Genomic DNA, 25,541 nt, shown 5'->3' with positions numbered 1-25,541 from the left:
TCAACTTGCGATCGTCCTGATCGCGAGAATCACACGGGCGCCCATTCACGGCCGGACTTTTCAGAACGGCACGGCTCAAAGCAAAGAGCCCCGCGCCTGGGCGCGGGGCTCGGTCTCACTGCTTGGCCGGCGCAAACGCCGGCCGGCGGAACTCAGGCCGCAATCTCGACGCCCGAAGCCTGGGCACCCTTCGGGCCCTGGGTGACTTCGAACTTCACGCGCTGGCCTTCCTGCAGGCTGCGGAAGCCCTTGGAGTTGATGGCCGAGAAGTGGACGAATACGTCCTCCCCACCGTCCTCAGGCGCGATGAAACCGAAGCCCTTGGCGTCGTTGAACCACTTGACCGTACCGAAACGCATTGCTGGAACCTCTGGAAGCATGGACAGGATGCACCCGACCGAGCTCGAACCATCCCCCTGGCTCACCGTCCTGGTGCCCGGAAAGTATCAACATGTTTCAAGGTAAAGCGCAATATGCGCCTGCCAATTTCCTGCCCGGGACCCCATTCCGGCCCGTGGGGAGGCGTCACGCAGTAATGCAATAACGCACGCTTACGCGCGCAGCATCGCCTCCAGCAGGCGCGGAACCTCGGCGGTGGCCGCGGCAAGGTGGGCGAAGATCTCTTCGATGCTGATTTCGTCTTCGTCGCCGCAACCCGCGGCATAGTTCGCCACCAGGGCAAGGCAGGCGTAGTCCAGTCCCAGCTCGCGCGCCAGCGCAGCTTCGGGCATGCCGGTCATGCCGACCAGGTCGCAGCCGTCGCGCTTCATGCGGGCGATCTCCGCACGGGTCTCCAGCCGCGGCCCCTGGGTGGCGCCGTAACAGCCGCCGTCGATCACCGCAATGCCGGCCTTGCGTGCGGCCTGTAGCAGGCGGTAGCGCACCGATGCGGTATACGGTTCGCTGAAGTCGATGTGCTTTACCTCGGCGCCTTCCGCATCGCAGAAGCTGGTGTAGCGGCCATGGGTGTAATCGATCAGCTGGTCCGGCACCACGACGGCGCGCGGCCCCATGTCGGTGCGGATGCCGCCGACCGCGTTGACGCCGATCACCGTACGCACACCAAGGCCATGCAGCGCCCACAGGTTCGCGCGGTAGTTCACCCGGTGCGGCGGCAGGCTGTGGCTTTCGCCGTGGCGGGCGAGAAAGGCCACGCGCCGGCCCGCGAAGTCGCCGATCACCACCTCGCCGGAAGCGTCGCCCCAAGGGGTCTCGACGGCCCGGCGCTCGACGTTCTCCAGCCCGGGAAACTTGTACAGGCCGCTGCCGCCGATCACGGCCAGGTCGATCAGTGGGTTGCTCATGGAAAGGTCCCGAGGAAGTTGTGAAGGTGGCGCGCCAGCAGCTCGCGGGTGCGCTCGTCGGCCAGCCGGCCGTCGGCGATCTTGGTGTGCGCCTGGAACACCAGCACCTCACCCTGCGGTTCGACTATCGCACCGGCACGGCGCAACACCAGCCGCAACTGGTCCTGTGCACGCACGGTGCCGGTGATGCCCGGACTGGCGCCGACGATGCAGACGCGCTTGCCCGCCAGTGGCGCGGCCTGCCGCGCGACGCCGGGCCGCGAGACCCAGTCGATGGCGTTCTTCAGCACGCCGGTGATGCCGCCGTTGTATTCGGGACAGGCCAGCAGCAAGGCATCGGCGCGCGCCACCGCATCCTTCAGCGCCACCACCAGCGCGGGGTCGCCCTGCTCTTCGACGTCCTGATCGAACAGCGGCAAGCCATGCAAGTCATGGATGGCGATGGTCGTGCCCGCTGGCGCCAGTTCCTGCGCGGCATGCAGCAGCGAGGTATTGAACGAAGCCCGGCGCAAACTGCCGGAGATGCCCAGGATGTCCATGTGTCACTCCCGCGAGGTACGTTCAGCGCAACGCGTAGATGGCCGGCAGGTTGCGGCCTTGCTCGTGGTAGTCCATGCCGTAGCCGAACACGTAGCGATCGGGCAATACGACGCCATTGAAGTCGGAAACAACCCCTTCGACCAGCCGATCGTGCTGCTTGCTGCACAGGCTGGCGATCAGCACGCGCTTCGCGCCGCGGCGCAGGCAGTCGTCGCGCACGGCCTTGAGCGTGTGGCCCTCGTCGAGGATGTCGTCCACCAGCAACACAGTGCGCCCCGCCAGGTTTGCGGCCGGCTCGCGCAGCCAGTGCAGCTCGCTGCCGCTGGTCGCGCCCCGGTAACGGGTGGCGTGCACGTAGTCGAATTCCAGATCGGTGCGGATCGCCAGCGCCAGTTGGCCGGCGAACATCAGCGCACCGTTCATTACGGTGAGGAACACCGCACGCTCGCCGTCCAGCGCGGCATCGATCCGTCGACCGAGGTCGGCGATCACGGTTTCCAGTTCCTCGCGCTCGAACAGCACATCGGCGTGCGCCAGCGCGTCGCGGAGAGAGGGAGGCGTCTCGTTCATGCGTTGCCCTGTGCGGCGTCCAGCGCCGTGATGCGCGCGACGAAACGATCGCGCTGGGGATTGTCGGTGAGGCTGTCCCAGCTGGCGCCGATCGCGCCGCGCAGCGGGAGCAGCCGTTCGGGGTGCGCCGGCGCGCGCCCGGCAACGGCGGCGATGGCCAGCTCCACGGCCTCGGGGAAGCAGGCCAGCACCAAGTCGCAGCCGGCGTCCAGATGACCGTGCACACGCTCGGCCACGCCGCCGGCCACGCCTGCGGCGGCCATGCTGATGTCGTCGCTGATCGCCGCGCCCGCGAAGCCCAACTCGCCGCGCAGGATCTCGCCGATCCACGCGCGCGAGTAGCCGGCCGGCTGCGCGTCGACGGCGGGATAGATCACATGCGCCATCATCACCGCCTCTACCCGCGCGGCGATGCACTCGGCGAACGGGCGCAGGTCGTCGCGGCTGATCTCTTCCAGCGAGCGCGGATCGATGGCCTGAGCCTTGTGCGTGTCGGCAGCCACCGAGCCGTGACCGGGGAAATGCTTGAGCACCGCGGCCATGCCGGCCAGATGCATGCCGCGCACATAGGCCGCGGCGAGTTCGGCGGCCACGGCGGGATCGGCGTGAAAGGCGCGCACGCCGATCGCCGCGCTGCCGCGCGCCAGATCCGCCACCGGCGCGAAACTGAAATCCACGCCGCTGGCGCGCAGTTCGCTGGCCATCACCCAGGCGTGCTCTTCGGCAAGGCGCACCGCATCGGTCGGATCGCGGTCGTACACCTCGCCGATCCTTGCCAATGCCGGCAAGCGGGTGAAGCCCTCGCGGAAGCGCTGCACCGGACCGCCCTCCTGGTCCACCGCGATCAGCAACGCTTCGCCGCCGATCTCGCGGATGGACTCGCACAAGGCTATCAGTTGCGTACGGTCGGCGTAGTTGCGCGCGAACAGGATCACTCCCGCCACGCCGGGCGCGACGAGCCATGCGCGTTCGTGCTCGGCGACTTCAAGTCCGGCCAGACCGATCAGCAGCATCAGGCGGATTCCCCTTCGGCAGCGTCGCGCTCGGCCTGTGTCCAGCGGGCATACGGATGCGCGATCAGGTTGACGTTGTAGTAGCGCGCCAGCGTGCTTACCTCTCGGCCCAGCCACGGCGGCCGCGGAAACGGCGCGTCCGCCCGCGGCAATTCCACTTCGGCCACCACGAGGCCGGCATTGTCGCCCAGAAACTCATCGATCTCGAACAGTACGCCGTCGACCATGACGTGATGGCGCCACTTGCTCAGCAGGCCATCGCACAGCGTGGCCAGCAAGGCATCGGCATCATCCGGCGGAATCGCGTAGTCGTACTCGGCACGCTCGACGCCCAGCCGCGCAGCCTTGATGTTGAGCCAGGCCTCGTCACCGGCCAGGCGCACCCGCACCGAGGAACGCGTATGCCCTGCCGCCAGCGCAGTCGCTCCAACTAGGTAGCCCTGCGCGATGCGCTCGCTGTGCCCGACCTGTGCACGCCAACTGTCGTCGCGCAGGAGGAATTTGCGTTCGATCTCGATACCCATAGATCCGGATTTCAACTCCAGGCAACACGTGGATGAAGCGCCGCTTTATTTGAGAGTGCGGCCTTGATTGGCCGCTTTGTGATCTTCGCATTCATAGACGAATGCACAAATCACCTCTCAAATACCGCGATGGATTCCACGTGCGCCGTGTGCGGGAACATGTCCATCACCCCCGCTGCACTGAGCCGGAAACCATGCTGGTTGACCAGGATGCCGGCGTCGCGCGCCAGCGAGGCGGGATGGCAGGAAACGTAGACGATACGCTGCGTGGCTTTGTGCGGCAGGTAGGCCAGCACGTGGTCGGCGCCAGCGCGCGGCGGGTCGAGCAACAGCTTGTCCCAGGGCTGGCGCGCCCAGTCGGTGCCGCGCTGCTCCTCGAACAGGTTGGCAACATGGAAGCTGGCGTTGACGATGCCGTTGCGCCGCGCATTCTCGCCAGCGCGCGCCACCAGGCCGTGCTCGCCTTCCACCCCGGCCACCTCGGCCACCCGACGCGCGATCGGCAGAGTGAAGTTGCCCAGGCCGCAGAACAGGTCCAGCACGCGGTCGGTGGGCTGCGGATCAAGCAGTTCCATCGCACGCGCCATCATCCGGCGGTTCATGCCGGCGTTGACCTGCACGAAATCCAGCGGCTGGAACTCCAGCTCCACGTCGTCCGCGCCGCCGCCCGGCGACAGCTTGAATGCCAGCCGCGGCGCCTCCGGCCACAAAGGATGCACGCTGCTCACGCCGCCTGGTTGCAAGTAGATCGCGAAACCGTGCGCCTTGCCGAACGCGACCAGCGCCTCGCGGTCCCGCTCGGACAGCGGCTGCAGATGGCGGAACACCAGGGCCATGGTGTCGTCACCGGCGGCGAACTCGATCTGCGCGATATCCGCGGCAGCGTCCAGCGTACCGACCATCTCGCCAAGCAGCTCGATCTTCGTCCCCAGCGCGGGATGCACCACGTCGCAATGCCGGATGTCGGCGACGTAACGCGGGTTGGCCTCCTCGCGGAAACCGACCAGCACGCGGCCCTTCTTCGCCACCGCACGCACCGATAACCGGCCCTTGCGGCGGTAGCCCCAGGGTTCGTCGGCCAGCGGCGGCAACCATTGTGCCGGCTCCACTTTGCCGATGCGGGCGAAGTTGTCGGCCAGCACGCGCTGCTTGGCGCCGATCTGCGCCGCCGCGTCCAGGTGCTGCAACGAGCAACCGCCGCACTGGCCGAAATGCGGACACTTCGGTTCGACGCGATGCGGCGAGGGGCTGAGCACTTCGGCCACCTCAGCCTCGTCGAAATGGCGATGGCGCTTGCGCATGCGCAGGCGTACCCGCTCGCCTTCGAGCGCGCCGGCGACGAATACCGCCTTGCCGTCGATGCGGGCGACGCCGCGGCCGTCGTGGCTCAGGTCGGTGATGTCGGCTTCGAGCTCGGCGGCAGGTGCGCGGGAGCGTGAGTTGGATCGGGACATGGTCTGCAGGACTTCAATGCGGCATGGGCAGACCGGTCATTATCATCGATTGTCCGGCCAATTGTCCGGCCGCTCGCCCCACCCTTCGCTCGCCACGCCTCCGCAAGCTATTTGCGCTGCCACGCACCGGAAACACCCTGGTAGTACCAACCAGGGCGTGCGTGCTCGATCCAGGTCTCGGCGAAGGTGGCGCGGATCTGCGCCTCCCACTCGGGGTGGTTATTGGCGCTGGCAATCTCGCGATACAGCGCGGCACGGTCGCGGTTCTCGTCGGCCACGGCGGCGTTGGCCTGGGCACGCTCGCTGAGCGGCACCTTGGCGGCATCGCGCACGGCGACCAGGCCGTCACGGGTGAACCCCACCGCACCGCTGTCGAGCAAGGCCTGCAACGCGTTCTGGAAGCGCGTGCGCATGCGCTCGTGGATGGCCTGCACCGCCGGCGTCTGCACACGCAGGTTCGGCACGTCCGCGGCCTGGGCAGCCGGTACCAGCAGATCCAGCAGCATCGCCGAGGGGTGCTGCGCGGCCGGTGGATTGTCGTGCGCGGGCGCGGCGTTCTTGTCCGGCGCAGGCGGTGCCTTCTGGCCGCTGCTATCGAGCACGGTGCCGATGAACTGATCCGCGGCCTTCTGCGCTGCCGCCTCCGGGAAATAGACGTTGATCGTGACGCAACCGGCCAGGGCGACAACCAGCGCGGTCAGGACGATGCAGGCGAGCTTGCGCATGTGCCACTCCTGTGAACGACGACAATACAGCGGTCCGCTCAGCGGATCACCGGCGCATGGCCATTGATGGCTTCGCGCAAGCGGCGCACCAGCGTGGGCCAGTCGACCCGGGTCTGGTGGCCGATCACTTGCAGATGCGGCAGGCCGCTACCTTCGACGATAGTGTAACCGCCATCTTCGCTTTCCAGCCCACCCATTTGGCAGACCGCGCCATGCAGCGTGCAATTGAGGCCGATGCGCTTGTAGCCGAAGGTCTTGAACAGCTTCAGCATTGCGCCCTGCAGGCCGCCGGCGACACCGCCGCCACCCACCGCAGTGAGGTTGTTCACCGCGCGCTGGCTGATCCGCCCGCCACCCTCGGCCAGCAGCGCGGCCTTGAACGCGACCGGATTCCAGTTCACCAGCCGCAGGTCGTCCACGGAGCCATTCAGCCGCCCGGTGATGCTGCCGAAGTCGAACACGCTGGTGAGCGCGCCGAGGTCGAGCTGGCTGAGGCTGATGTCGCCGGCCAGCACCGGCGTATCGCCAAACGGTTGTTGCAGGGAGAGGTGGGTGACGTCGACGAAGCCGTCGAACACATTCACCGAAAGGCCGCCGTCAAGCTCGAAGCGGTCGCCGATCCAGCGTAACGAGGGTATCGCACCGCCCAGCGTGCCTGGGAAGGATGGCCAGCCAAGCGCATGGCTGAAGCTGGCCATGTCGACACCGGTGACGGTAAGGCTGGTGGCAAGGCGCTGGCCCTTCGCCGCAGCCGGGCGCCAGTCCACGCTGGCCAGCCGCAATTGGCCCTTCAGCACCGGCACGGTGAACGGCTGCAGCAAGGCCAGGGTGCCGTCGCGGCTTTGCCAGCGCGACTGCGCCGCGCCGTTGGGTATGCGGTAGAACTGCAGGCCTTGCCAGCCCAGCGTGGTGGCCGGCCGGTCGTCCTGCGCCGACCAATCCAGGCCACCGTGCAGGCCACTCACCGCGAAGCGGCCACCGCCATCGGCCAGGTCCAGCTCGCTGGTGTCGAACGCAAACGCGTGCAGGCCGTCGCTGCGCAGGTCCAGGCTGCCGCTCACGTGTCCGGCGGAACGCAGGTCATGCAGGCCCAGCGTGGTAGCCAGCCAAGCCTGGCCATAGCGTTGGTAGGCGGCCGGGAAGCTCGCGTGGAAGCGATCCAGCCGCAAGGTCTGCAAATCGCCCTGGGCGTCGAAGGCCAGCGCCCCCTCCAGTTGCAGTGCGTCGGCATCGTTGATGCGCAGCCGCTGCAGTTCGATAGCGCCGTGCCCGGTACGCGCGTTCACGTCCAGCTGCACCGGGTGCGAGGGCAGCTTCGCATACAGCGACCCAAGCAGCAGCTCGCCGCCGCTCAAGCTGCCTTGCAAGCTGATCTGGGCACCGTCGTCGCCGCTGTCGAAACCAAAGCGTCCCTTGCCATCGACCCGCTGGCCGGCCAGCGTGCCGCCCGGCGTGTCGAATCCCACGCCGTCCAGCGCGAACTGGCCGGACGACTGCACGCCGGTATCGCCCGCATCCAGCGCAAGGTCGGCATCCAGTCGCCCACCCGTGAGCCGGCCCGACCACACCGTACCGAGCACTCCCTGCAGCCAGTCGGCCGGCAGCTGGCGCAGGCTGATCTGCGCATGACTGGTCTGGTCCAGCGGCAGCCAGGCACTGGCCTCCGCCTTGTCCTGCCGCAGTTCGACCTGCATGGTGTCGGAGCCGGGATTCACCGCCCAGGTCAGCTGTGCATTGCTCAGCGCACCACCAGGCGCCCCACGCAACTGGACGCGGCCGTCGAATACCCAGCGCAGCTGCGCATCGCGCCACAAGCGGCCATCGAGGCGCAGGCCCACGTGCCGCCACCCCATCGCGGCGACATCCGCCTGGCTAGCCTGCAGCTGCAGGTGCAGCCCGCCGGCCGGATCCTCGCCGAGCTGCGCGTTCAGATCCTGCAAGCGCAGGCCAGGCAGGCTCAGCTGCTTCGCCGCCACGGTGATATCCGCCCGCGCCGGACAGGCCAGGCCAAGGCCGAGCAGCAGGAAAAGGCACAGCAGCAGATGGCTTGATGTCGGGCGCATGTCGGGCCATTCTGCCAAAACCAGCTGAACCAAGGATTCGGTCATGCCCCCCTCGCTTCCCGCGCCTACGCCACCGTGCATCCTGGTGGCCGACGACGACCCGTCCAGCCGCCGTTTCCTGTGCGATGGACTCCGCTCGCTGGGCGCCAGGGTGCAGGACTGCATCGACGGCGCACAGGCGTTGCAACTGGCCCGCGGCGAAGCCTTCGATCTGTTGCTGCTGGACTGCCGCATGCCCGGTGCCGGTGCGCGTGAGGTATTGGCGGCCCTGCGTGCCGACGAGGCGGCCGCTTCCGCCAAAAGCGCTGCCGTCGCCTGCTCCGCCGAGTTGGATGGCGCCACCCAGCGCGACCTGCTTACCTGCGGTTTCAGCGCCGTGCTGCGCAAACCCTGCGACATCGCCGACCTGCAGCGCATACTGGCCCTGCTACCCGGCAGCATGCCCGTGCTGGACGACGCGGCGGCCCTGCGCGCCAGCGGCGACGCCACCACTATGCGGGCGCTACGCCAGCTGTTGCGCGACGAGCTGGCCTTGCTGTACCAGGAGCTGGGCCTGCCGGACCACGACCGGGCCGCGCTGGACGACCGGTTGCATCGCCTGCGCTCATCCTGTGGTTTCTGCGGCACTGCCGCGCTGGCGGCCGACGTGGCGCGTCTGCAGCAACGGCTGCGCGACGATCCCCGCGACGCCGTGCCGGCCATCACCCAGTTCCGCAGTGCCGTGCAAGTCACGCTGCAGGCGCTGGACACCTGAGGGCCTGTTCAATATCTCCACGTGGCCCGCGTTGCCTCGCCGTGGCCGTCAGGTGGTAGTGCGTGGCGCAGTGCCTGCCTGGCTGGCAGGTCAAGCCGCGCGCTACCGCATGGCAGCCACGGCAAGGCAACCCACCAGCTGGGACTGTTTGCCCTCATTCTTGCGTCATCACTCCGTCGTGGACGGACGTCCACTGCTTCGTTCTTCTTTAGGCTTTCGCGCAAACAGCTCCCAGCGCGGGCCACGCGGAGATAGTGAGCGGACCCTGAGCCTCAGCGACGCTGCGGTACGCCCGCCAGCATCCGCCACGCCCGCAGCTCGCCGCCGCCCAGGTGATAGCGGATCACGTCGCGCATCAGCTGACGCAAGGCTGCCGTGCCCGCGCGGTCCGGCATGCGGTCTTCGGCCAGCGCCAGCAGGTCGGCACCACGCACGGCGCGGGCCGTGCCGGCTTCGCAGCGCACGGCCCCCTGCTCCACGTCGTAGCGGTAGTGCGCCTGCGCCTGCAACGCCTCCTCGCCGCCCGCTTCGTGTCGCAGCTGCAACCCGTAGCCGATGGCTTCCAGCAGATCGCGTTCGAAGCGGCGCAGCGTCCATCCCGCCGGCTCGTCCGCAGCCAGCCGCGCCAAGGTGTGCGCATAAGCGTCGAACAGCACGGGATGCGCGTCCTGCCGTGCAGTCAGCCGCACCACCAGTTCGTTGAGGTAGAGCCCTGCCAGGCCGTGGTCGCCGCCCAACCGCAACGGCGTACCCACCGTCTCCGCGCCGGTCAGCGTGGCCAGTTCGCCACGCTGCAGCAGATCCAGCGCCAGCAACTGGAACGGCTCCAGTTGCGAACGCCGCAGGCGCGCCCGTTCACCGCGTACCCCGCGCGCGACCACGCCCAGGCGTCCATGGTCGCGCGTCAGGCATTCGAGCAGCAGCGATGTCTCGCGATAAGGCCGCGCATGCAGCACATAGGCGGGTTGCTGGTCGAGGCGCATCGCGACCCGGCCGGCGTCAGTCGGTGTAGCCGAACTTCTTCAGCATCGCCTCGTCGTCCACCCAGCCCTCGCGCACCTTCACCCACAGCTTGAGGAAGACCTTGCGCTCGAACAGGCGCTCCATGTGGCGACGCGCGGCGCTGCCGATCGCCTTGAGCTGGGCGCCGCCCTGACCGATCACGATGGCCTTCTGGCCGTCGCGCTCCACCCAGATCACCGCGTGGATCTCGGCAACGCCGTCGGGGCGGTCGTTGAACTGCTCGATCTCCACCGTGGTGGCATAGGGCAGCTCCTGGTCCAGCCGCAACATCAGCTGTTCGCGCACCATCTCGGCGGCAAGAAAGCGTTCGCTGCGATCGGTGATCTCGTCCTCGCCATAGACCGGTGCGCGCACCGGCAGGCGGGCGAGGATCGCACGCTCCAGCTCGGGCAGACCTTTGTTCTTGAGTGCGCTGACGTAGTGGATTTCGTCGTAGGCATGCTTCTCGCTGAGCGTCGCCACGAACGGCAGCAGCGCGCCCTTGTCCTTGCTGAGATCCACCTTGTTGATGGCCAGGATGCGCGGTGCTTTCTGCTCGGTGAGCGCGGCGTACAGCGCCTCGTCCTCGTCGGTCCAGCGGCCCGCCTCGATCACCTGCACCACCAGGTCCACGTCGCTGATCGCCGCGCGCGCGGCACGATTGAGGCTGCGGTTCATCGCCCGCTTGGCGCCGCGATGCAGGCCGGGCGTGTCGACGTAGAGGATCTGCCCCGCCTCGCTGCTGGCGATCCCGAGGATGCGGTGGCGGGTGGTCTGCGGGCGCGGGCTGACGATGGAAAGACGAAAGCCGATCAATGCATTGAGCAGGGTCGACTTGCCCACGTTCGGCCGGCCGGCCAGCGCCACCAGGCCGCAACGGTAGTCCGCGTGCGGCAGCGCGTCGTCGGCGCCGGGTTCGATTGGATGATCCATGGGATGACTGATGCTCGGGCGGATGGGGGGCATTGTAGTCCGCCGGCCCGGTAGCCGACGGAGGTGGCACGCGGCAAGCCGCTCAGGCGGCGCGCGACTGCTCGATCAAGTGGGCCAGCACGACTTCGGCGGCATCCTGCTCGGCGTGGCGTCGGCTGGAACCGCTGGCCTCGGCGCTGAACCATTGCGGCTCGCTGACCGTACAGCGCACGTCGAATGTCTTGGCGTGATCCTCGCCACGACTATCGACCAGGTCGTACTGCGGCAACGCGTAGCCATGGCCTTGCAGCCATTCCTGCAGGCGTGTCTTGGCATCCTTGGAGGAGCGCCGCAACGCTGCGATGCGTTCGCCGAACAGGTCGCGCACCAGTTGCCGGCAGGCATCGTGGCCGCCATCGAGGAACACTGCCGCCAGCGAGGCCTCGAACGCATCGGCCAGGATCGAGTCGCGGCGGAAACCGCCGCTCTTCAGCTCGCCCGGGCCAAGCTTCAGGGCATCTCCCAGTTCCAGCTCGCGCGCGATCGCCGCCAGTGCCTGGCCGTTGACCAGTTGCGCGCGCAGCCGCGACAGCTCGCCTTCGCTGGCCTTCGGATGCACCTCGTACAGCATCTCGGCGACGAAAGCGCCCAGCAGGGCGTCGCCGAGAAACTCCAGGCGCTCATTGTTCGGCTTGCCGACGCTGCGGTGGGTCAATGCCAGCGCGGCAAGCTCGGGATCGCGGAAACGGTAGTTCAGGGTCAAGCGGGGTGGCTCACTCGTTCACGTTGCCATGCATCTTCACACTCTTCTCGAAGTGCAGCAGGAAATCGATGTTGTAGATAAACGGGATGTCCTTGTCATAGGTGATCTGCAACGTGCTGCCGCCGCCGTTGTCACGACTGATCGTGATGTCGGTCGGTTTGATGGTGTTGTCGCCAACGTACTGATTGTCAAACTTGAACACCAGATCGCGACGGATCTCATCCAGTGACTTGCTGGATGTTCCGCCCGAAGCTTCCTGGTCCACCGCCTTCACCACGCCCATGTATTCCATGTACGCCGGCACCAGCTTCATCGCCATGTAGCCGAAGAAACCCACCACGAACAGGATCACCAGGAACCCGATCAGGGTCACGCCCGACTGTCTCGTTTTCATAGTCCCCTCGCTATGCGGCCGGCCCGGCCGGCTGTGGTTGTGACGTGCGACCGCATGCCATGCAGCCGTACGGGCCGATTATGCCAGCGGCCGCGCAGGCTGCAGCACCGCTGCGTCACATCAATGGATGATCCCGCCGATGCGGTGGAGGTCCACGCCACCGGTACCCCAGCCCTTCCAGCTCATCCAGATCATGAAGGCCTTGCCCGCCAGATTCTGCTCCGGCAGACAGCCCCACCAGCGGCTGTCGGTGCTGTTGTTGCGGTTGTCGCCCATTACCAGGTAACAATCCGCCGGTACCTTGGACGGCACCACTGCGTTCGGGATCGAGTTGGGCGTCGTATAGGCCGGCATGCGCGCGGTCATATGGTTGACCATGCGGCCGTCCTCGCGCTGGAGGTGCTCGGTCCAGACCGTGGCGCCCATGTCCAGCATCAGGCGCTCTTCATCGCGCTGGGGATTGCCCACGTAGGGGCCGACCTCGTCGGCCTGCACCGGCTTGCCGTTGATCAGCAGGTCGGCGCCCTGGATCTCCACCGTGTCGCCGGGCAGGCCGATCACGCGCTTGATCCAGTTCTGGCTCGGCACCGGCGCATGCGGATCGGCGCAGCTGATGTCGCCGCTGCGTACCAGCTTGCCGCTGGCGTCCCGGCACAGGAACCCGGGGAAACGGAACACCACCACGTCGCCACGCTTCGGTTCGCCGAGATCGAGGAACTTGGTGTTGAACGCCGGCATGCGCAGGCCGTAGGCGAACTTGTTGACCAGGATGAAATCGCCCACGTCCAGCGTCGGCATCATCGAGCCGGAGGGGATGCGGAACGGCTCGGCCACGAAGGAACGCAGCACCAGCACGACCAGCACCACCGGGAACAGCGAGCGTGCCCAATCCACCGGCGCCGGATCGCGATACTCGCTGCCGGTCGCCGCGAGGCGCGCCTTGCGCTTCTTGTAGAGAAACAGACGATCCAGCCCCCACACCACGCCGAACAGCACGGTGAGAGCCAGAAGGATGGCGGAAAAGTCGAATTCCATGCTTACTCCTGAGAGTGCCGCTTCTTATTTGTCTGTCCGCAGCACGGCGAGGAAGGCTTCCTGTGGAATCTCCACCCGGCCGACCTGCTTCATGCGCTTCTTGCCTTCCTTCTGCTTCTCCAAGAGCTTCTTCTTGCGGCTGACGTCGCCGCCGTAGCACTTGGCCAGCACGTTCTTGCGCAGCGCCTTCACCGTGGAGCGCGCGATGATCTGGGCGCCAATCGCTGCCTGGATCGCCACGTCGAACTGCTGGCGCGGGATCAGGTCCTTCATGCGCTCGACCAGCTCGCGGCCACGGCGATCCGCATGCGAGCGATGCACGATCAGGCTGAGCGCGTCCACGCGGTCGCCGTTGATCAGCACGTCCACGCGCACGAAGGGGCCGGCGTCGAAGCGCTCGAAGTGGTAGTCCATCGAGGCATAGCCGCGCGATACCGACTTCAGGCGGTCGAAGAAGTCCAGCACCACCTCGGCCAGCGGCAGCTCGTAGGTGATCTGCACCTGGGTGGCCAGGTACTGGATCGAGCGCTGCACGCCGCGCTTTTCCTGGCACAGCGTGACGATGTTGCCGATGTAGGCTTCCGGGGTGAGGATGCTGGCCACGATGATGGGCTCGCGGATCTCCTCGATCTGCGGCACCGGCGGCAGCTTGGCCGGGTTGTCCAGCGCCATCACCGTGCCGTCGGTCTTCAGCACCTCGTACACCACGGTGGGCGCGGTGGTGATGAGGTTGAGGTCGTACTCGCGTTCAAGGCGCTCCTGCACGATCTCCATGTGCAGCATGCCGAGGAAGCCGCAGCGGAAGCCGAAGCCCATCGCCTCGGAGCTTTCCGGCTCGAAGAACAGCGCGGCGTCGTTGAGGCGCAGCTTGTCCAGCGCCTCGCGCATCGCCGGGAAGTCGTCCGCCGAGACCGGGAACAGGCCGGCAAACACACGCGGCTGCATGGTCTGGAAGCCGGGCAGCGGTTCGGAGGCAGGTTTGCCGGCATGTGTGAGCGTGTCGCCCACCGGCGCGCCGTGCACGTCCTTGATCGAGGCATTGATCCAGCCCACCTCGCCCGCCGACAGCTTGTCCAGCTTCTTGCGCTTGGGCGTGAACACGCCCACGTCATCCACCTCGTGCACGCGGCCGGTGGACATCACCAGCAGCTTGTCGCCCGGCTTGATCTCGCCCTGCATCACGCGCACCAGCGAGACCACGCCGAGGTAGTTGTCGAACCAGGAGTCGATGATCAGCGCCTGCAGCTTGTCGGTGTCGCGCGGCTTCGGCGGCGGGATGCGCGCCACGATGGCTTCCAGCACCTCGGTCACGTTGAGGCCGGTCTTGGCGCTGATCGCCACCGCGTCGGTGGCATCGATGCCGATCACCGCCTCGATCTCGCCCTTCACCTTGTCGATGTCGGCGGTAGGCAGGTCGATCTTGTTGAGCACCGGCACCACTTCCAGCCCCATCTCCACCGCGGTGTAGCAGTTGGCGACGGACTGCGCCTCCACGCCCTGCGCAGCGTCCACCACCAGCAGCGCGCCTTCGCAGGCGGCCAGCGAACGGCTCACCTCGTAGCTGAAGTCGACGTGGCCGGGGGTGTCGATGAAGTTGAGCTGGTAGGTCTTGCCGTCGCGCGCCTTGTACGGCAACGACACCGACTGCGCCTTGATCGTGATGCCACGCTCGCGCTCGATCGGGTTGTTGTCGAGCACCTGCGCTTCCATTTCGCGCTCGGCCAGGCCGCCGCAGATCTGGATGATGCGATCCGCCAGCGTGGACTTGCCGTGGTCGATGTGGGCGATGATGGAGAAATTGCGGATCAGTTCCATGGAGCGCGGGGAGCCAGCCTTGCGTTGGGTATGCCGCCGGAACGGCGGCGCGAACCCCGTATTGTCGCATGGAACCATGGATGGCCGCCGCACTGCTTTCGCGGCGATCCGGCCTGCCCGCGGCGGCGCGGCGGGCAGTGGCCGGGAAGGCCGCCACCCGCCGTGCCCGCCGGCATCACTTGTCGTCCGGCACGGTCAGGCCAAAGAAGCGGTTCTGGCCTTCGCGGCGCACCAGCAGCAGCACGGTGGAACCGGCCTTCACGTCCTTGGTCGCGGCCCGGAACGCCTCCACGCTACCCACCAGCTGCTGGTTGACCATCAGGATCACATCACCCGGCTGCAGGCCGGCCTGGGCCGCCACGTCACCGGTGACATCGCCGATCAACACGCCTTGTCCCGGCTTGAGATCCATCTGTTTGCGGGAGGCATTGTCCAACGGCTGCACCGTAAGCCCCAGCACAGCACTGCCGCCGCCGGCGCCCGGCTGTGGGCCACCATGGTCCACCGCCGCTTGATCGCGCGGCATCGTACCGACGGTGACCTGCACGGTCTGTTTCTTGCCGTTGCGCAAGATCTCCAGCGGCGCCCGCGTGCCCGGCTTGGTCATGGCCACCAGCGGCGGCAGGTCGGAGGCAGCGCGGACCGGCTGGCCGTTGTAGCCGAGGATGATGTCCCCAGGCTGGATCCCCGCCTTCTCGGCGCCGCTGCCGGCCGTCACCTGGGCCACCAGGCCACCTTCGCTGTCCCCGAGGTGCAGTGCCTTCATCGCGCTGTCGTCCACCGGCCCCACCATTACGCCCAGCTGGCCGCGCGTCACGTAGCCCTTGGTCTTGAGCTGGTCCACCGCGCTCATCGCCACATCGATGGGGATCGAGAACGACACGCCCTGGTAACCGCCCGTACCGGAGTAGATCTGCGAGTTGATGCCCACCACCTGGCCTTGCAGGTTGAACAGCGGGCCACCGGAATTGCCGCGATTGATCGGCACGTCGGTCTGTATGAACGAGGTGTAGGGCTGGTCCTGCCCCCCCAGGTTGCGGCCCACCGCGCTGACAATGCCCTGGGTCACGGTGTAGTCGAAGCCGAACGGCGAGCCGATCGCCAGCACCCACTGGCCGGGCTTCAGGTTGCGTGAATCGCCGACGCTGACCATCGGCAGGCTGCCGCCCGCGCTGACCTTGAGCAAGGCGATGTCATAGGTGGGGTCGGTCCCCACTACCTTGGCGTCGAGAATGCGCCGGTCCTGCAGGCGCACGATCACCTTGTCCGCGTCGGCCACCACGTGGTTGTTGGTGAGGATGTAGCCGTCGCCGGAGATGATGAAGCCCGATCCCAGCGAGGTATGCGCCTGCTCCGCCGGCGACGGCATCATCGGCATGCCGAAGAAGCGGCGGAACAGTTCGGCTTGGGGATCGTCCGGCATACCGCCCTGCCCCTGTCCCGAAACGCCGCGCACGGGCGGCTTGCTGCGCCCGCTGTACTTCGCCTCCACCTGCACCACGGCCGGCGCGTTCCGCTGCACGATGCCGGTAAAGTCCGGCAGGGAGGCTGCGGCAGGCGCCTGCTGGGCCCGCACACCGGGCGCAGCAACCACGGTGCCGGCCAGGGTACAGCACACCAGCAGGCTGAGGCGGGAGCTGCGCAGGATGGACGATGTCATGACTCCTCCTAGGTATCGCTTCAAGCGAGTGAATGGACGTGCGTTGCCCGCGGCCCGTTGAAGGGCCGTGTGCGGGCGGGATGGATCGGGGATGGCAGTCCGCGGAACGCGCACGCGGCCCGGGTTTCACTGCGCGCTGGCGGCGCTCTGGCGCGTGGCGTCCGGCACCTGCTGCTGGGCAGGGTCGAGCAGGATCAGGTAGCTGCCGTCGTGGTTGTCCAGCGTGCGATAGCGCTGCGCGCCGAACGGCGACATGCCGCGGGCATAGGACGGGGACAGGCCGGCGTCGACCGGCGCCCCCAGCGTGGCCGAGGCGCGCTCGCTGAGCAGGCCCGGGGCCTTGCCGCTCAGCCACGGCGGCACCACCGCCACCTCCGGCTGCTGCGCGGCGACCGGTGCACTGCGCACGTGCATGCCATGCGCGGTCTGTGCGGTCAGCGGAGCGGCATGCCGTTCGGCATCGCCGGTGGGCTGAGCGATCATCAGCGCCGCGGCAGCCACGCTGGCCGCGATCGCGCCACCGGCCGACCAGCGCAGCCAGCGATGCCGCGGCGCGACGGCCACAGCGGATTCCTGCTCGATCGCCAGCATCACCCGCGACACGAAGCCGGCCTCGGCCAATGGCGGCAACTGCTGGCGCAGGCCGTCGCGGGCCACGTGGTAGCTCACCCAGGTGCGGCGCAGCTCGCCATCATGGTCGAGCCGACGCAGCAGGAAGCGAAGCTCCTCGTGCGACAGCTCGCCGTCGATGCCGGCCGAAAGGTGTTCACGCGCATGCTGGTGCTGGTCTGACTGGTTCATGTCTGGTCCTCGCGATCCGACAACAGCGGCCGCAACTTCTCGTCGATCGCCTCGCGGGCCCGGAAGATGCGCGAACGCACCGTCCCGATCGGGCAGCCCATCGCCTCGGCGATTTCCTCATAACTCAGGCCGTCCACCTCACGCAGCGTGATGGCCACCCTGAGTTCCTCAGGCAGCGCTTGGACAGTGGAAAACACCGAATGTTCAATTTCCTGCCGCATCAGCTCGCGCTCGGGGGTGGCGCTGTCGTGCATGCGCTCGGCGCCGGACAGGAACACGGCATCCTCCGCGTCGATATCGTCGGTGGGCGGGCGCCGCCCCATGGCCACCAGATGGTTCTTGGCCGTGTTGACCGCGATCTTGTAAAGCCAGGTGTAGAACGCGCTATCGCCGCGGAACGAGCCTATCGCCCGCCAGGCGCGGATGAAGGATTCCTGAGCGATGTCCTCGCACTCGGCATAGCTCTTCACGTAGCGCGAGACCAGCCCCACCACCTTGTGCTGGTACTTGCGCACCAGCAGGTCGAAGGCACGCTTGTCGCCGCCCTGTACGCGTTCGACCAGTGCCCGATCCAGTTCGTTTTCGCCCGTTCGGGCCGTATCCGTCGTCAATGCCGTCTTCCGCTGCAGTGCCTGTGCCAGAACGAGCGCGCTGCTCAGACCGGGGCCGGGCGCGCAAGTTCAGCATCGCGTATCAGTGTAGCGACCCCACTCTGACGTTCGGGCCTGCCATTGGTTGACCCGCCGTGGCTGCGGCGGATCGGTCAAGGATGGGGACAAATGCCGCCCGGCTCAAGCCGGCACGGCGGCCGACTGGCCCAGCAGGTGCTGGCGTTCGGCCAGCAGCCGCTCGAAGGAAACCACCGGCAGCGGCCGGCAGAACAGGTAGCCCTGCAACTCGTCGCACTGATGGGCGCGCAGGAAGCTGAGGTGCTGCTCGGTCTCTACCCCTTCGGCGACTACAGTGCGCTTGAGCCGGTGCGCCATTTCGATGGTGGCGCGCACGATCGCCTCGTCGTCCGGGTCCACGCCGATGTTGCGGACGAAACTCTGGTCGACCTTGATGCGGTCGGCCGGCAGCTTGCGCAGATAGTCCAGCGAGGCGGCGCCGGTACCGAAATCGTCGATCGCGATGCGGCAGCCCAGCCGGTGCAGCGCCTGCAGGTTCTCCACCAGGTTCGGTGCGGCCTTGATGCTGATGCTTTCGGTGATCTCCAGTTCCAGCAAGGTGGGGTCGAGCCCACTTTCCTGCAGCGAACGGAATACGGTGGTCGGCAGCTTCGGTTCCATCAGCTGCAGCGCGGACAGGTTCACGCCCAGGCGCAGGCGCAGGCCATAGCGCTGCTCCCACTCCTGAGCCTGGCGACACGCCGTGCGCAGCACCCATTCGCCGATCGGCACGATCAGGCCGGTCTCCTCGGCCAGCGGCACGAACACCGCGGGACTGATCGGCCCCAGCTCGGGATGTTCCCAGCGCAGCAGCGCCTCCATCCCCACGATGTCCTCGCTCTCGGTGCCGACCTGCGGCTGGTAGACCAGGCGTAGCTCACCGTTGCCCAGGGCATGGCGCAGGCGCGAGCGCAGCGCCATGCCGTGCTCGCGCGCATATTCCGGACTCACCTCGTAGATGCGGCAGTTGTTGCGCCCCTGGCGCTTGGCCGCGTACATCGCCTCGTCGGCATGCTTGAGCAGGGTTTCCGCGTCGGCCGCGTCGTCGGGGAAGAAACTCACGCCGATCGACACACCGACCTGCAACCGCGCGCCGTTTTCCAGCTGCACCGGCTCGGCGATCACCTGCAAGATCTTTTCCGCGACCCGCTGCACGTCGTCGTTCTTCACGATGTGGCGCAGCACCACAGTGAACTCGTCGCCGGCGTAGCGCGCCACCGTGTCGGAGGCGCGCACGCTGCCGCGCAGGCGACGGGTAACTTCCTGCAACACCTGGTCGCCGGCGGCGTGGCCGTGGGTGTCGTTGACCGCCTTGAAATGGTCGAGATCCACGAACAGCACGGCAAAGCACTCGCCGTTGCGCACCGCCTCGCGCAGGATCGACTCCAGCCGGTCGCCGAACAAAAGGCGGTTCGGCAGGCCGGTAAGCGCATCGAGCAGGCCTTCGGCACGCCCCTGCTCGCGCGTGAGTCCAAGCTCCAGTCCCTGCGCGAAGCGTGCTGCCGCGCAACGAAGCAAGGGCTCGACGATCGCCATGTCGTCGAAGCCGCGCCGGGTGCCGGCCAGCATCGCACCCAGCACCACCCGTCGCTCGTCCAGCAACGGCAGTCCGACGAAACCCGACAGCTCGAGCAAAGGCAGCAAGGGGTCCGCGGGCATGCGCTGCTGCGCGTCGCCACGGTAGAGCACCGACTCCCCGCCCAGGACACGCTGCAGCGTGGCTTGCGACTCGAGCGGCGGCCACGCCGGCTCCGCACCGTTCCAGAGCTGCAGCAGCGGCGCCAGGAACTCGCCGCCTTCGCCGCGCACCGGCCATACGGCCAGATAGTCCAGCGCCAGTTCGTCGAACAGCAGCCGCGCCGAGGCATCGCGGGTGGCGCCACCGCCGCTGGTGGCGAAAATGCGGGCCAGCAGGGCCAGCGCGTTTTCCGCTGCACTGCGCGCGGGTGCGGGTCCTGCCGAAGGCGCAGCCGACGGCAGCTGCTTCCAGCGTGTCAGCAGCTCGGTTTCGATCTGGCCGGCGGGCAGCCAGCCGGCGATGCCGTCGGGCAATTGGGCAACCTGCAATGGCGCGTCTTCGTCCAGGATCGCCAGCAACGGCACGCCGGCGCCAGCCGCCAGGGCGCACAGTTGCTCGCAGCAACGGCGGGCCTGCGCCTCGTCGTTGCCGAGCACAGCCACCATCAGCTCCAGCGACTGGCGTCCCTCCAGCAGGATCGCTGCATGCTGCGCGTCGCGAGCGCTGTGGATATGCCGGCAGCCTGCCCGGTCGAACACGTCGAACAGGCGGCGACGCAGATCGCGTTGTGCGGCCAGTACGAGGATGCCTTCGCTCATGCCTGTCCGCTCAGCCAACGGCCATCGCGCAAGCGCAGGCGCTGCGGCAACTCGGGCTCGCTATCGATGAAGGCGATCAATTCGCCCAGCTGCTCGACCAAGGCCAGCGGCGCATTCAACAACACCACGCGGCGCAGTTGCCCGGTGTTCGCCCGCGCCAGCTGTCGCAACAGGGCAAGGTCGGTCGGCGCCAGCGGCAATTCCAGTTCCTGCAGTATGTAGACCCCGAAATGCATGCTCTGCTGCATGTAGCGCAAGGCCTGGCCGAGACGTTGCGCATCCGGCACACGCGCATACGCATCGCGCAGGCTGGACAGGCCCACGCCCGGCTGCCACAGGTAAACCGCTTGTCCGCTGTGGCGGGCGATGCCGCGGAATTGTTCCAGCAACGCCCCGCCGTCTTCGCTGCGCACAGCCACCACGCCGGCAGGCGCGGCCAGGATCCGCTCGAAGACGTCGTGACCGGAAGATGGCAAGGGCATATCCATCATCGATGTCATCGTGGCTCCCTGAATCGTTCGATGCAGCCGGCAACGATGCTACGCCGACCACCAGTCCCCCGTGGCGCATTCTCCACGGTTTCCGACCATTCTGGCGCCTGTTCGCCACTGCGGTGGGCGAACCGCTTCACATTCAACCGATCGGAAGATTCCGAAAGTCGACGCAAGTCCGCGCCTGGCGCAGCGCCCACCGAGATGCCCGGACCGCATCTCGCATTCGTCCGGACGGGACGGTATGGTTCGGGCTTCGTCCACCACTTCCCTGATCCCATGTTCGAAGGATTGCGCTTCAACCATTGGAAGACGAGTCTGGACGAGCGCGGCATCGTCACACTCGGCCTCGACCGTGCCGGCAGCAGCGTCAACGCAATCAACCGCGCCGTGCTCGATGAGCTGGGCCAGATCGTCGAGCGGCTGGCGATCGAGCAGCCGGCCGGTGTGATTGTGCATTCCGCCAAGCCCGCCGGCTTCGCGGTGGGTGCGGACATCAAGGAATTCGTGGAGTACGCCAAACAAGGCAGCGTGCTGGAGAACATCGAGAACGGTCAGCAGGTGTACGAGGCACTGGCCCGGCTGCCCTGCCCCACGGTGGCGGCGGTGCATGGCGCCTGCATGGGCGGTGGCACCGAGCTGGTCCTGGCCTGCCGCCAGCGCATCGCCGCGGACGATGACAAAACCAGGATCGCCCTGCCCGAGGTGATGCTTGGCATCCATCCCGGCTGGGGCGGCACGGCGCGCCTGCCGCGGCTGATCGGCGCCCTCGACGCGCTGCCCCTGATGCTCACCGGCAAGCCGCTGTCGGCGAAGCGTGCGCTGGCACTGGGGGTGATCGACCGTGTGGCGCCAGCCGAGGAATTGCTGGCCGAGGCACGCGCACTGCTGCGCCGCCCACAGCCGCGGCCGTTCGCGCGACGCGCCAAAGCCTGGCTCAGCAACTGCTGGCCGGCGCGGCAGATCCTCGCGCCGATGGTGATGAAACAGACCGCCGCCAAGGTGCGCAGGGAGCACTATCCCGCCCCGTTCGCGATGATCGACGTGTGGCAGCGCGGCGGCGGCGACATCCGCCAGCGGTTGAAGCTGGAAGCACGCTCGGTGGCGAAACTGGCGCAGACGCCTACCGCACACAACCTGATCCGCCTGTTCTTCCTGCAGGAACGGCTGAAGAACCAGGGCGCCGGCACCGAACACGGCATCTCGCATGTGCACGTGGTGGGCGCCGGCGTGATGGGCGGCGACATCGCCGCCTGGGCCGCGCTCAAGGGCTTTGCGGTGACCTTGCAGGACCGCGAGATGAAGTTCATCCAGCCCGCGCTGGATCGCGCCCGCAAGCTCTACGAGAAGAAGCTGAAGACACCCGAGAAGATCGAGGCCGCGGTTCGTCGCCTGCGCGCCGATGTGGAAGGCGCCGGCGTCAAGGGCGCCGACCTCGCCATCGAAGCGATCTACGAGAACGCCGAAGCCAAGGAGGCGCTGTACGCCGCCATCGAACCGCAATTCCAGGCCGCGGAAATCCTCGCCAGCAACACCTCCAGCATCCCGCTGGATGAACTGCGCAAGAATCTCGTAGCGCCGCAACGCTTCCTCGGTCTGCACTTCTTCAATCCTGTGGCGCAGATGCCGCTGGTCGAGGTGGTGCGCCACGACAAGCTCGATCCGGCGATCGAGAAGCGCGCACTGGCCTTCTGCAAGGCGATCGGCAAGCTGCCGGTGGCCGTGAAAGGCACGCCAGGCTTCCTGGTCAACCGCATCCTGATGCCCTACCTGCTGGAGGCATTGCGCCTGTACAACGAGGGCGTGCCCGGCCCGGTGCTGGACAAGGCGGCAAAGCAGTTCGGCATGCCGATGGGGCCGATTGAGCTGGCCGACACCGTGGGCCTGGATGTGTGCGCCTCGGTGGGCAAGGAACTCGCGCCCTTCCTTGGCCTGGAGCTGCCGCCCGGGCTGGAAGACAAGCTCGACGCCGGCAAGCGCGGCAAGAAGGACGGTCAAGGCCTGTACGTCTGGCAGGACGGCAAGCCGATCAAGCCGGAGGTCGATCCCGACTACGCGCCGGCACCTGATCTCACCGACCGCATGATCCTGCCCATGGTAAACGAGGCAGTGGCCTGCCTCGCCGACGACGTGGTGGACGACGCCGACCTGCTCGACGCCGGCGTGATCTTCGGCACCGGCTTTGCGCCCTTCCGCGGCGGTCCGATCCAGTACCTGCGCAGCGAGGGCGTGGACTCGGTCAAGGCAAGGCTGGAACAATTGGCGCAGCGCCATGGCGCGCGCTTCACGCCCAAGGAAGGCTGGGAGCATCCGTCACTGTCGGCGGGTGCCGACACTATCTGAGCTCGCACTTGCTTCACCAACGAAACGCCCGGCCAGGTGCCGGGCGTTTTCTTGAGGGCCAACAGCAGGCGGACCGTCTTACCAGACCAGATCGTCGGGCACGCCGTCGTCGTCGCTGCCGGACGCATTCGGATCGACCAGCACGGCCAGCAGGTGCTCGTCGATCGCGCGCACCTGTTCGGCGATGTCGCGCGCGACCAGCAGGTAACGCCCCGCCTGCTGCACCACGCCCAGCTCACCCGCATTGAGCGCTGCCAGCTGGGCCGCATCGACGTGGATACGGCGGATCTTCCCGCCGTATTCGAAGTTGCGCACCAGTTCGGTCTCGGCCTTGTTCAACGCCTTGCCCTCCAGCAACTGCTGGATCTTCTGCTTGCGCTCGCGACGCAGGCGCGCCTGTTCCTCGGCCTCTTGCTGGGCGCGCTTGCGCTCGATCGCTTCGGTCTGCGCGCGAATCGCGTAGGCCTTGGCCAGGTCGATCTCTTCCTGGTTGCGGCGCGGCGCCGGCGGCTTGCCACCGTGACCATGAGCCTTGCCGGGGCTTGGCCTGCCTTTGCCTTCGCTGCCGCGTTTTTCTTCGCGGACTTGCTTGACGAGACCGCTCTTGAGCAGCTGGTCGCGCAGTGATTCACTCATGATCGTGATTCCGATGCTTTATTACTGCGATCGTCCATGATCGCGGAAATCAAACGGGCGGCCATCCTTGACCGCACTATCAATTCATTTGCGATCATCCATGATCGCGAGGATCAAACGGGCGGCCATCCTTGGCCGCACTTTTCAATAGTGCGGCGGCGGCGGTTCGCTGTGCGGATCGTGCCCTGGCCCCAAGCGCACGCTCTGCAATTCCTGGCGCAGCAGATGCAGCAGGCGTTCCAGCTCGACGATGCGCATCGCCTGTTCGGCGTCGGCCGCGGCCAGTGCCTGCACGGTGTCGTCGATGAAGGTCAGCCGTACTTCGAGATCGGCCAGGCGCTGTTCGATCGCGTTCATCACCGCGCCTGCTGCAGGCTGCGGCCACGGCCGATGCCGTAATAGGCCACGCCCGACTCCTCCACTGCCGCGGGATCGTAGAGATTGCGGCCGTCGAAGATCACCGAGGTTTTCAGCGCAGCGCGGATACGCGCGAAGTCCGGGCTGCGGAAGGCCTTCCACTCGGTGACGATGGCCAGCGCGTCGGCGCCTTGCAGCGCATCGTAGGCGTGCTCGCACAGCACGAGATCGGCGCGATCGCCGTAGATCCGCCGGGTTTCCTCGCGCGCCTCCGGGTCGAAGGCCTGCACGCGGGCGCCGGCGGCCCACAGCGCTTCCATCAGGTTGCGGCTGGACGCCTCGCGCATGTCGTCGGTGTTCGGCTTGAACGCAAGGCCCCACAGCGCGATGGTCCGGCCCTGCAGCTGGCCGTCGAAATGGCGCGCGATCAGGTCGAACAACTTAGTCTTCTGGTCGTGGTTCACCGCCTCGACCGCACCGAGCACGCGTGCCTCATAACCGACGCTACGCGCGGTGCGCTCCAGCGCCTGAACGTCCTTCGGGAAGCACGAGCCGCCGTAGCCCGCGCCGGGATAGATGAAGTGGTAGCCGATGCGCGGATCGGCGCCGATGCCTTGGCGCACCAGCTCCACGTCGGCGCCCACGCGCTCGGCGATGTTGGCGATCTCGTTCATGAAGCTGATCTTGGTCGCCAGCATCGCGTTGGCGGCGTACTTGGTCAGCTCGGCGGAACGCTCGTCCATCACCACGGTGCGTTCGTGGTTGCGGTTGAACGGTGCGTACAACTTGCGCAACACGGCCACCGCGCGCTCGCTGGAGCTGCCGATCACGATGCGGTCGGGGCGCAGGCAATCCTCCACCGCGTCGCCTTCCTTGAGGAATTCGGGGTTGGAGACCACGTCGAACTCGATGCTCGCGCCGCGCGCCGCCAGCTCCGCCGCGATCGCCGTGCGTACGCGGTCGGCGGTGCCCACCGGCACGGTGGATTTGTTCACCACCACGGTGTAGCGATCCATGTGCCGGCCGATGGTCTTCGCCACGCTCAGCACGTATTGCAGGTCGGCGCTGCCGTCCTCGTCAGGCGGGGTGCCTACCGCGATGAAGATTGTTTCGCCGTGCGCGATCGCCGGCGCGGCCTCGGTCGTGAAGTCGAGCTGGCCGTCGGCATGATTGCGCTTGACGATGGGCTCCAGGCCCGGCTCATAGATCGGAATCTCGCCGCGCTTCAGGCGTTCGACCTTGCCCGCGTCGATGTCCACGCAGACCACATGGTTGCCCATCTCGGCGAGGCAGGCGCCGGTAACCAGGCCGACATAGCCGGTGCCGAAGATCGTGACTTTCATCGTGCTGCCGATTCCTCTGGAACGCGAACATGCATTC

Annotated in this window: 25 protein-coding genes; 2 read left to right on the top strand and 23 right to left on the bottom strand. The window is 67.2% G+C overall.

The window, feature by feature from the left end; translation table 11 throughout:
• Nucleotides 1–152: 152 nt before the first annotated feature.
• From ISP14_RS14920 to ISP14_RS14880, 9 genes are all read right to left on the bottom strand, one after another.
• The gene (locus ISP14_RS14920) at nucleotides 153–359 is read right to left on the bottom strand and encodes a cold-shock protein (RefSeq protein WP_072320702.1); all 207 of its coding nucleotides are present in this window, start codon (nucleotides 357–359) and stop codon (nucleotides 153–155) included.
• Nucleotides 360–551: 192 nt separating this feature from the next.
• Nucleotides 552–1,304 (bottom strand): S-methyl-5'-thioinosine phosphorylase, encoded by a 753-nt coding sequence (locus ISP14_RS14915; RefSeq protein ID WP_404541283.1) that lies wholly within the window; start codon nucleotides 1,302–1,304, stop codon nucleotides 552–554.
• Nucleotides 1,301–1,843: an NADPH-dependent FMN reductase gene (locus tag ISP14_RS14910; RefSeq protein ID WP_404541282.1), complete on the bottom strand. Its 543-nt coding sequence runs from the start codon at nucleotides 1,841–1,843 to the stop codon at nucleotides 1,301–1,303. Before ISP14_RS14910 ends, ISP14_RS14915 begins: the two co-directional genes overlap by 4 nt.
• 22 nt (nucleotides 1,844–1,865) lie before the next feature.
• Complete coding sequence (locus tag ISP14_RS14905) at nucleotides 1,866–2,414, bottom strand: hypoxanthine-guanine phosphoribosyltransferase (RefSeq protein WP_404541280.1); 549 nt, start codon at nucleotides 2,412–2,414, stop codon at nucleotides 1,866–1,868.
• Nucleotides 2,411–3,427, bottom strand: a complete 1,017-nt coding sequence (gene nagZ / locus ISP14_RS14900) for a beta-N-acetylhexosaminidase (protein ID WP_404541278.1) — start codon at nucleotides 3,425–3,427, stop codon at nucleotides 2,411–2,413. The genes ISP14_RS14905 and nagZ overlap by 4 nt, the downstream gene beginning before the upstream one ends.
• Nucleotides 3,427–3,951, bottom strand: a complete 525-nt coding sequence (locus ISP14_RS14895; protein ID WP_404541276.1) for a CYTH domain-containing protein — start codon at nucleotides 3,949–3,951, stop codon at nucleotides 3,427–3,429. Before ISP14_RS14895 ends, nagZ begins: the two co-directional genes overlap by 1 nt.
• 110 nt (nucleotides 3,952–4,061) lie before the next feature.
• Nucleotides 4,062–5,405 carry a 23S rRNA (uracil(1939)-C(5))-methyltransferase RlmD gene (gene rlmD / locus ISP14_RS14890; protein ID WP_404541274.1) on the bottom strand — a complete coding sequence of 448 codons (1,344 nt, stop codon included), beginning with the start codon at nucleotides 5,403–5,405 and terminating at the stop codon, nucleotides 4,062–4,064.
• A 107-nt stretch (nucleotides 5,406–5,512) separates the two neighbouring features.
• Nucleotides 5,513–6,130 carry a YdbL family protein gene (locus ISP14_RS14885; protein ID WP_404541273.1) on the bottom strand — a complete coding sequence of 206 codons (618 nt, stop codon included), beginning with the start codon at nucleotides 6,128–6,130 and terminating at the stop codon, nucleotides 5,513–5,515.
• 38 nt (nucleotides 6,131–6,168) lie between these two features.
• Nucleotides 6,169–8,193 (bottom strand): translocation/assembly module TamB domain-containing protein, encoded by a 2,025-nt coding sequence (locus tag ISP14_RS14880; protein ID WP_404541271.1) that lies wholly within the window; start codon nucleotides 8,191–8,193, stop codon nucleotides 6,169–6,171.
• 43 nt (nucleotides 8,194–8,236) lie between these two features.
• On the opposite strand from ISP14_RS14880, the gene ISP14_RS14875 reads away from it, so the two are divergent.
• Entirely contained in the window at nucleotides 8,237–8,947 is a 711-nt protein-coding gene (locus tag ISP14_RS14875; protein ID WP_404541269.1) for a response regulator, read from the top strand.
• Between the two features lie 272 nt (nucleotides 8,948–9,219).
• Here the strand turns inward: ISP14_RS14875 and recO are convergent, their stop codons facing one another.
• From recO to ISP14_RS14820, 11 genes are all read right to left on the bottom strand, one after another.
• Entirely contained in the window at nucleotides 9,220–9,930 is a 711-nt protein-coding gene (gene recO / locus ISP14_RS14870; RefSeq protein WP_404541268.1) for a DNA repair protein RecO, read from the bottom strand.
• 16 nt (nucleotides 9,931–9,946) lie between these two features.
• Nucleotides 9,947–10,882, bottom strand: a complete 936-nt coding sequence (era, locus tag ISP14_RS14865; protein ID WP_404541267.1) for a GTPase Era — start codon at nucleotides 10,880–10,882, stop codon at nucleotides 9,947–9,949.
• Between the two features lie 82 nt (nucleotides 10,883–10,964).
• Nucleotides 10,965–11,624: a ribonuclease III gene (gene rnc / locus ISP14_RS14860; RefSeq protein WP_404541265.1), complete on the bottom strand. Its 660-nt coding sequence runs from the start codon at nucleotides 11,622–11,624 to the stop codon at nucleotides 10,965–10,967.
• 10 nt (nucleotides 11,625–11,634) lie between these two features.
• Nucleotides 11,635–12,018 carry a DUF4845 domain-containing protein gene (locus ISP14_RS14855; protein ID WP_404541264.1) on the bottom strand — a complete coding sequence of 128 codons (384 nt, stop codon included), beginning with the start codon at nucleotides 12,016–12,018 and terminating at the stop codon, nucleotides 11,635–11,637.
• A 120-nt stretch (nucleotides 12,019–12,138) separates the two neighbouring features.
• Complete coding sequence (lepB, locus tag ISP14_RS14850; RefSeq protein WP_404541262.1) at nucleotides 12,139–13,053, bottom strand: signal peptidase I; 915 nt, start codon at nucleotides 13,051–13,053, stop codon at nucleotides 12,139–12,141.
• A gap of 24 nt (nucleotides 13,054–13,077) precedes the next feature.
• The gene (gene lepA, locus ISP14_RS14845; protein ID WP_404541260.1) at nucleotides 13,078–14,868 is read right to left on the bottom strand and encodes a translation elongation factor 4; all 1,791 of its coding nucleotides are present in this window, start codon (nucleotides 14,866–14,868) and stop codon (nucleotides 13,078–13,080) included.
• Between the two features lie 175 nt (nucleotides 14,869–15,043).
• The gene (locus ISP14_RS14840) at nucleotides 15,044–16,528 is read right to left on the bottom strand and encodes a DegQ family serine endoprotease (protein ID WP_404541258.1); all 1,485 of its coding nucleotides are present in this window, start codon (nucleotides 16,526–16,528) and stop codon (nucleotides 15,044–15,046) included.
• A 126-nt stretch (nucleotides 16,529–16,654) separates the two neighbouring features.
• Complete coding sequence (locus ISP14_RS14835; protein ID WP_404541256.1) at nucleotides 16,655–17,329, bottom strand: sigma-E factor negative regulatory protein; 675 nt, start codon at nucleotides 17,327–17,329, stop codon at nucleotides 16,655–16,657.
• Nucleotides 17,326–17,940, bottom strand: a complete 615-nt coding sequence (gene rpoE / locus ISP14_RS14830) for an RNA polymerase sigma factor RpoE (RefSeq protein WP_404541254.1) — start codon at nucleotides 17,938–17,940, stop codon at nucleotides 17,326–17,328. Before rpoE ends, ISP14_RS14835 begins: the two co-directional genes overlap by 4 nt.
• A gap of 180 nt (nucleotides 17,941–18,120) precedes the next feature.
• A complete protein-coding gene (locus tag ISP14_RS14825; protein WP_404541252.1) occupies nucleotides 18,121–20,334 on the bottom strand; it encodes a putative bifunctional diguanylate cyclase/phosphodiesterase in 2,214 nt (737 codons plus the stop codon).
• Nucleotides 20,331–20,816 (bottom strand): hypothetical protein, encoded by a 486-nt coding sequence (locus ISP14_RS14820; protein WP_404541306.1) that lies wholly within the window; start codon nucleotides 20,814–20,816, stop codon nucleotides 20,331–20,333. Before ISP14_RS14820 ends, ISP14_RS14825 begins: the two co-directional genes overlap by 4 nt.
• 288 nt (nucleotides 20,817–21,104) lie before the next feature.
• Between ISP14_RS14820 and ISP14_RS14815 the strand changes: the two genes are divergently transcribed.
• The gene (locus tag ISP14_RS14815) at nucleotides 21,105–23,168 is read left to right on the top strand and encodes a 3-hydroxyacyl-CoA dehydrogenase NAD-binding domain-containing protein (protein ID WP_404541250.1); all 2,064 of its coding nucleotides are present in this window, start codon (nucleotides 21,105–21,107) and stop codon (nucleotides 23,166–23,168) included.
• 78 nt (nucleotides 23,169–23,246) lie between these two features.
• Here the strand turns inward: ISP14_RS14815 and ISP14_RS14810 are convergent, their stop codons facing one another.
• From ISP14_RS14810 to ISP14_RS14800, 3 genes are all read right to left on the bottom strand, one after another.
• Complete coding sequence (locus tag ISP14_RS14810) at nucleotides 23,247–23,804, bottom strand: DUF2058 domain-containing protein (protein ID WP_404541248.1); 558 nt, start codon at nucleotides 23,802–23,804, stop codon at nucleotides 23,247–23,249.
• 144 nt (nucleotides 23,805–23,948) lie between these two features.
• Nucleotides 23,949–24,161, bottom strand: coding sequence for a SlyX family protein (locus ISP14_RS14805; RefSeq protein WP_404541246.1), 213 nt, complete (start codon nucleotides 24,159–24,161; stop codon nucleotides 23,949–23,951).
• The gene (locus tag ISP14_RS14800) at nucleotides 24,161–25,504 is read right to left on the bottom strand and encodes a UDP-glucose dehydrogenase family protein (RefSeq protein ID WP_404541244.1); all 1,344 of its coding nucleotides are present in this window, start codon (nucleotides 25,502–25,504) and stop codon (nucleotides 24,161–24,163) included. Before ISP14_RS14800 ends, ISP14_RS14805 begins: the two co-directional genes overlap by 1 nt.
• Nucleotides 25,505–25,541 lie beyond the last annotated feature (37 nt).

Origin of the sequence: Dyella agri, assembly GCF_044904705.1 — a bacterium.
In the GTDB taxonomy this organism is placed as follows: domain Bacteria; phylum Pseudomonadota; class Gammaproteobacteria; order Xanthomonadales; family Rhodanobacteraceae; genus Rhodanobacter_A; species Rhodanobacter_A agri.
This window is presented reverse-complemented; position numbering and strand designations above follow the sequence as displayed.

Coding starts and splice junctions, on each gene's coding strand:
- ISP14_RS14920 (WP_072320702.1), bottom strand. CDS start 359: ATGCGTTTCGGTACGGTCAAGTGGTTCAACGACGCCAAGGGCTTCGGT.
- ISP14_RS14915 (WP_404541283.1), bottom strand. CDS start 1,304: ATGAGCAACCCACTGATCGACCTGGCCGTGATCGGCGGCAGCGGCCTG.
- ISP14_RS14910 (WP_404541282.1), bottom strand. CDS start 1,843: ATGGACATCCTGGGCATCTCCGGCAGTTTGCGCCGGGCTTCGTTCAAT.
- ISP14_RS14905 (WP_404541280.1), bottom strand. CDS start 2,414: ATGAACGAGACGCCTCCCTCTCTCCGCGACGCGCTGGCGCACGCCGAT.
- nagZ (WP_404541278.1), bottom strand. CDS start 3,427: ATGCTGCTGATCGGTCTGGCCGGACTTGAAGTCGCCGAGCACGAACGC.
- ISP14_RS14895 (WP_404541276.1), bottom strand. CDS start 3,951: ATGGGTATCGAGATCGAACGCAAATTCCTCCTGCGCGACGACAGTTGG.
- rlmD (WP_404541274.1), bottom strand. CDS start 5,405: ATGTCCCGATCCAACTCACGCTCCCGCGCACCTGCCGCCGAGCTCGAA.
- ISP14_RS14885 (WP_404541273.1), bottom strand. CDS start 6,130: ATGCGCAAGCTCGCCTGCATCGTCCTGACCGCGCTGGTTGTCGCCCTG.
- ISP14_RS14880 (WP_404541271.1), bottom strand. CDS start 8,193: ATGCGCCCGACATCAAGCCATCTGCTGCTGTGCCTTTTCCTGCTGCTC.
- ISP14_RS14875 (WP_404541269.1), top strand. CDS start 8,237: ATGCCCCCCTCGCTTCCCGCGCCTACGCCACCGTGCATCCTGGTGGCC.
- recO (WP_404541268.1), bottom strand. CDS start 9,930: ATGCGCCTCGACCAGCAACCCGCCTATGTGCTGCATGCGCGGCCTTAT.
- era (WP_404541267.1), bottom strand. CDS start 10,882: ATGGATCATCCAATCGAACCCGGCGCCGACGACGCGCTGCCGCACGCG.
- ISP14_RS14855 (WP_404541264.1), bottom strand. CDS start 12,018: ATGAAAACGAGACAGTCGGGCGTGACCCTGATCGGGTTCCTGGTGATC.
- lepB (WP_404541262.1), bottom strand. CDS start 13,053: ATGGAATTCGACTTTTCCGCCATCCTTCTGGCTCTCACCGTGCTGTTC.
- lepA (WP_404541260.1), bottom strand. CDS start 14,868: ATGGAACTGATCCGCAATTTCTCCATCATCGCCCACATCGACCACGGC.
- ISP14_RS14840 (WP_404541258.1), bottom strand. CDS start 16,528: ATGACATCGTCCATCCTGCGCAGCTCCCGCCTCAGCCTGCTGGTGTGC.
- ISP14_RS14835 (WP_404541256.1), bottom strand. CDS start 17,329: ATGAACCAGTCAGACCAGCACCAGCATGCGCGTGAACACCTTTCGGCC.
- ISP14_RS14825 (WP_404541252.1), bottom strand. CDS start 20,334: ATGAGCGAAGGCATCCTCGTACTGGCCGCACAACGCGATCTGCGTCGC.
- ISP14_RS14820 (WP_404541306.1), bottom strand. CDS start 20,816: ATGCCCTTGCCATCTTCCGGTCACGACGTCTTCGAGCGGATCCTGGCC.
- ISP14_RS14815 (WP_404541250.1), top strand. CDS start 21,105: ATGTTCGAAGGATTGCGCTTCAACCATTGGAAGACGAGTCTGGACGAG.
- ISP14_RS14810 (WP_404541248.1), bottom strand. CDS start 23,804: ATGAGTGAATCACTGCGCGACCAGCTGCTCAAGAGCGGTCTCGTCAAG.
- ISP14_RS14805 (WP_404541246.1), bottom strand. CDS start 24,161: ATGAACGCGATCGAACAGCGCCTGGCCGATCTCGAAGTACGGCTGACC.
- ISP14_RS14800 (WP_404541244.1), bottom strand. CDS start 25,504: ATGAAAGTCACGATCTTCGGCACCGGCTATGTCGGCCTGGTTACCGGC.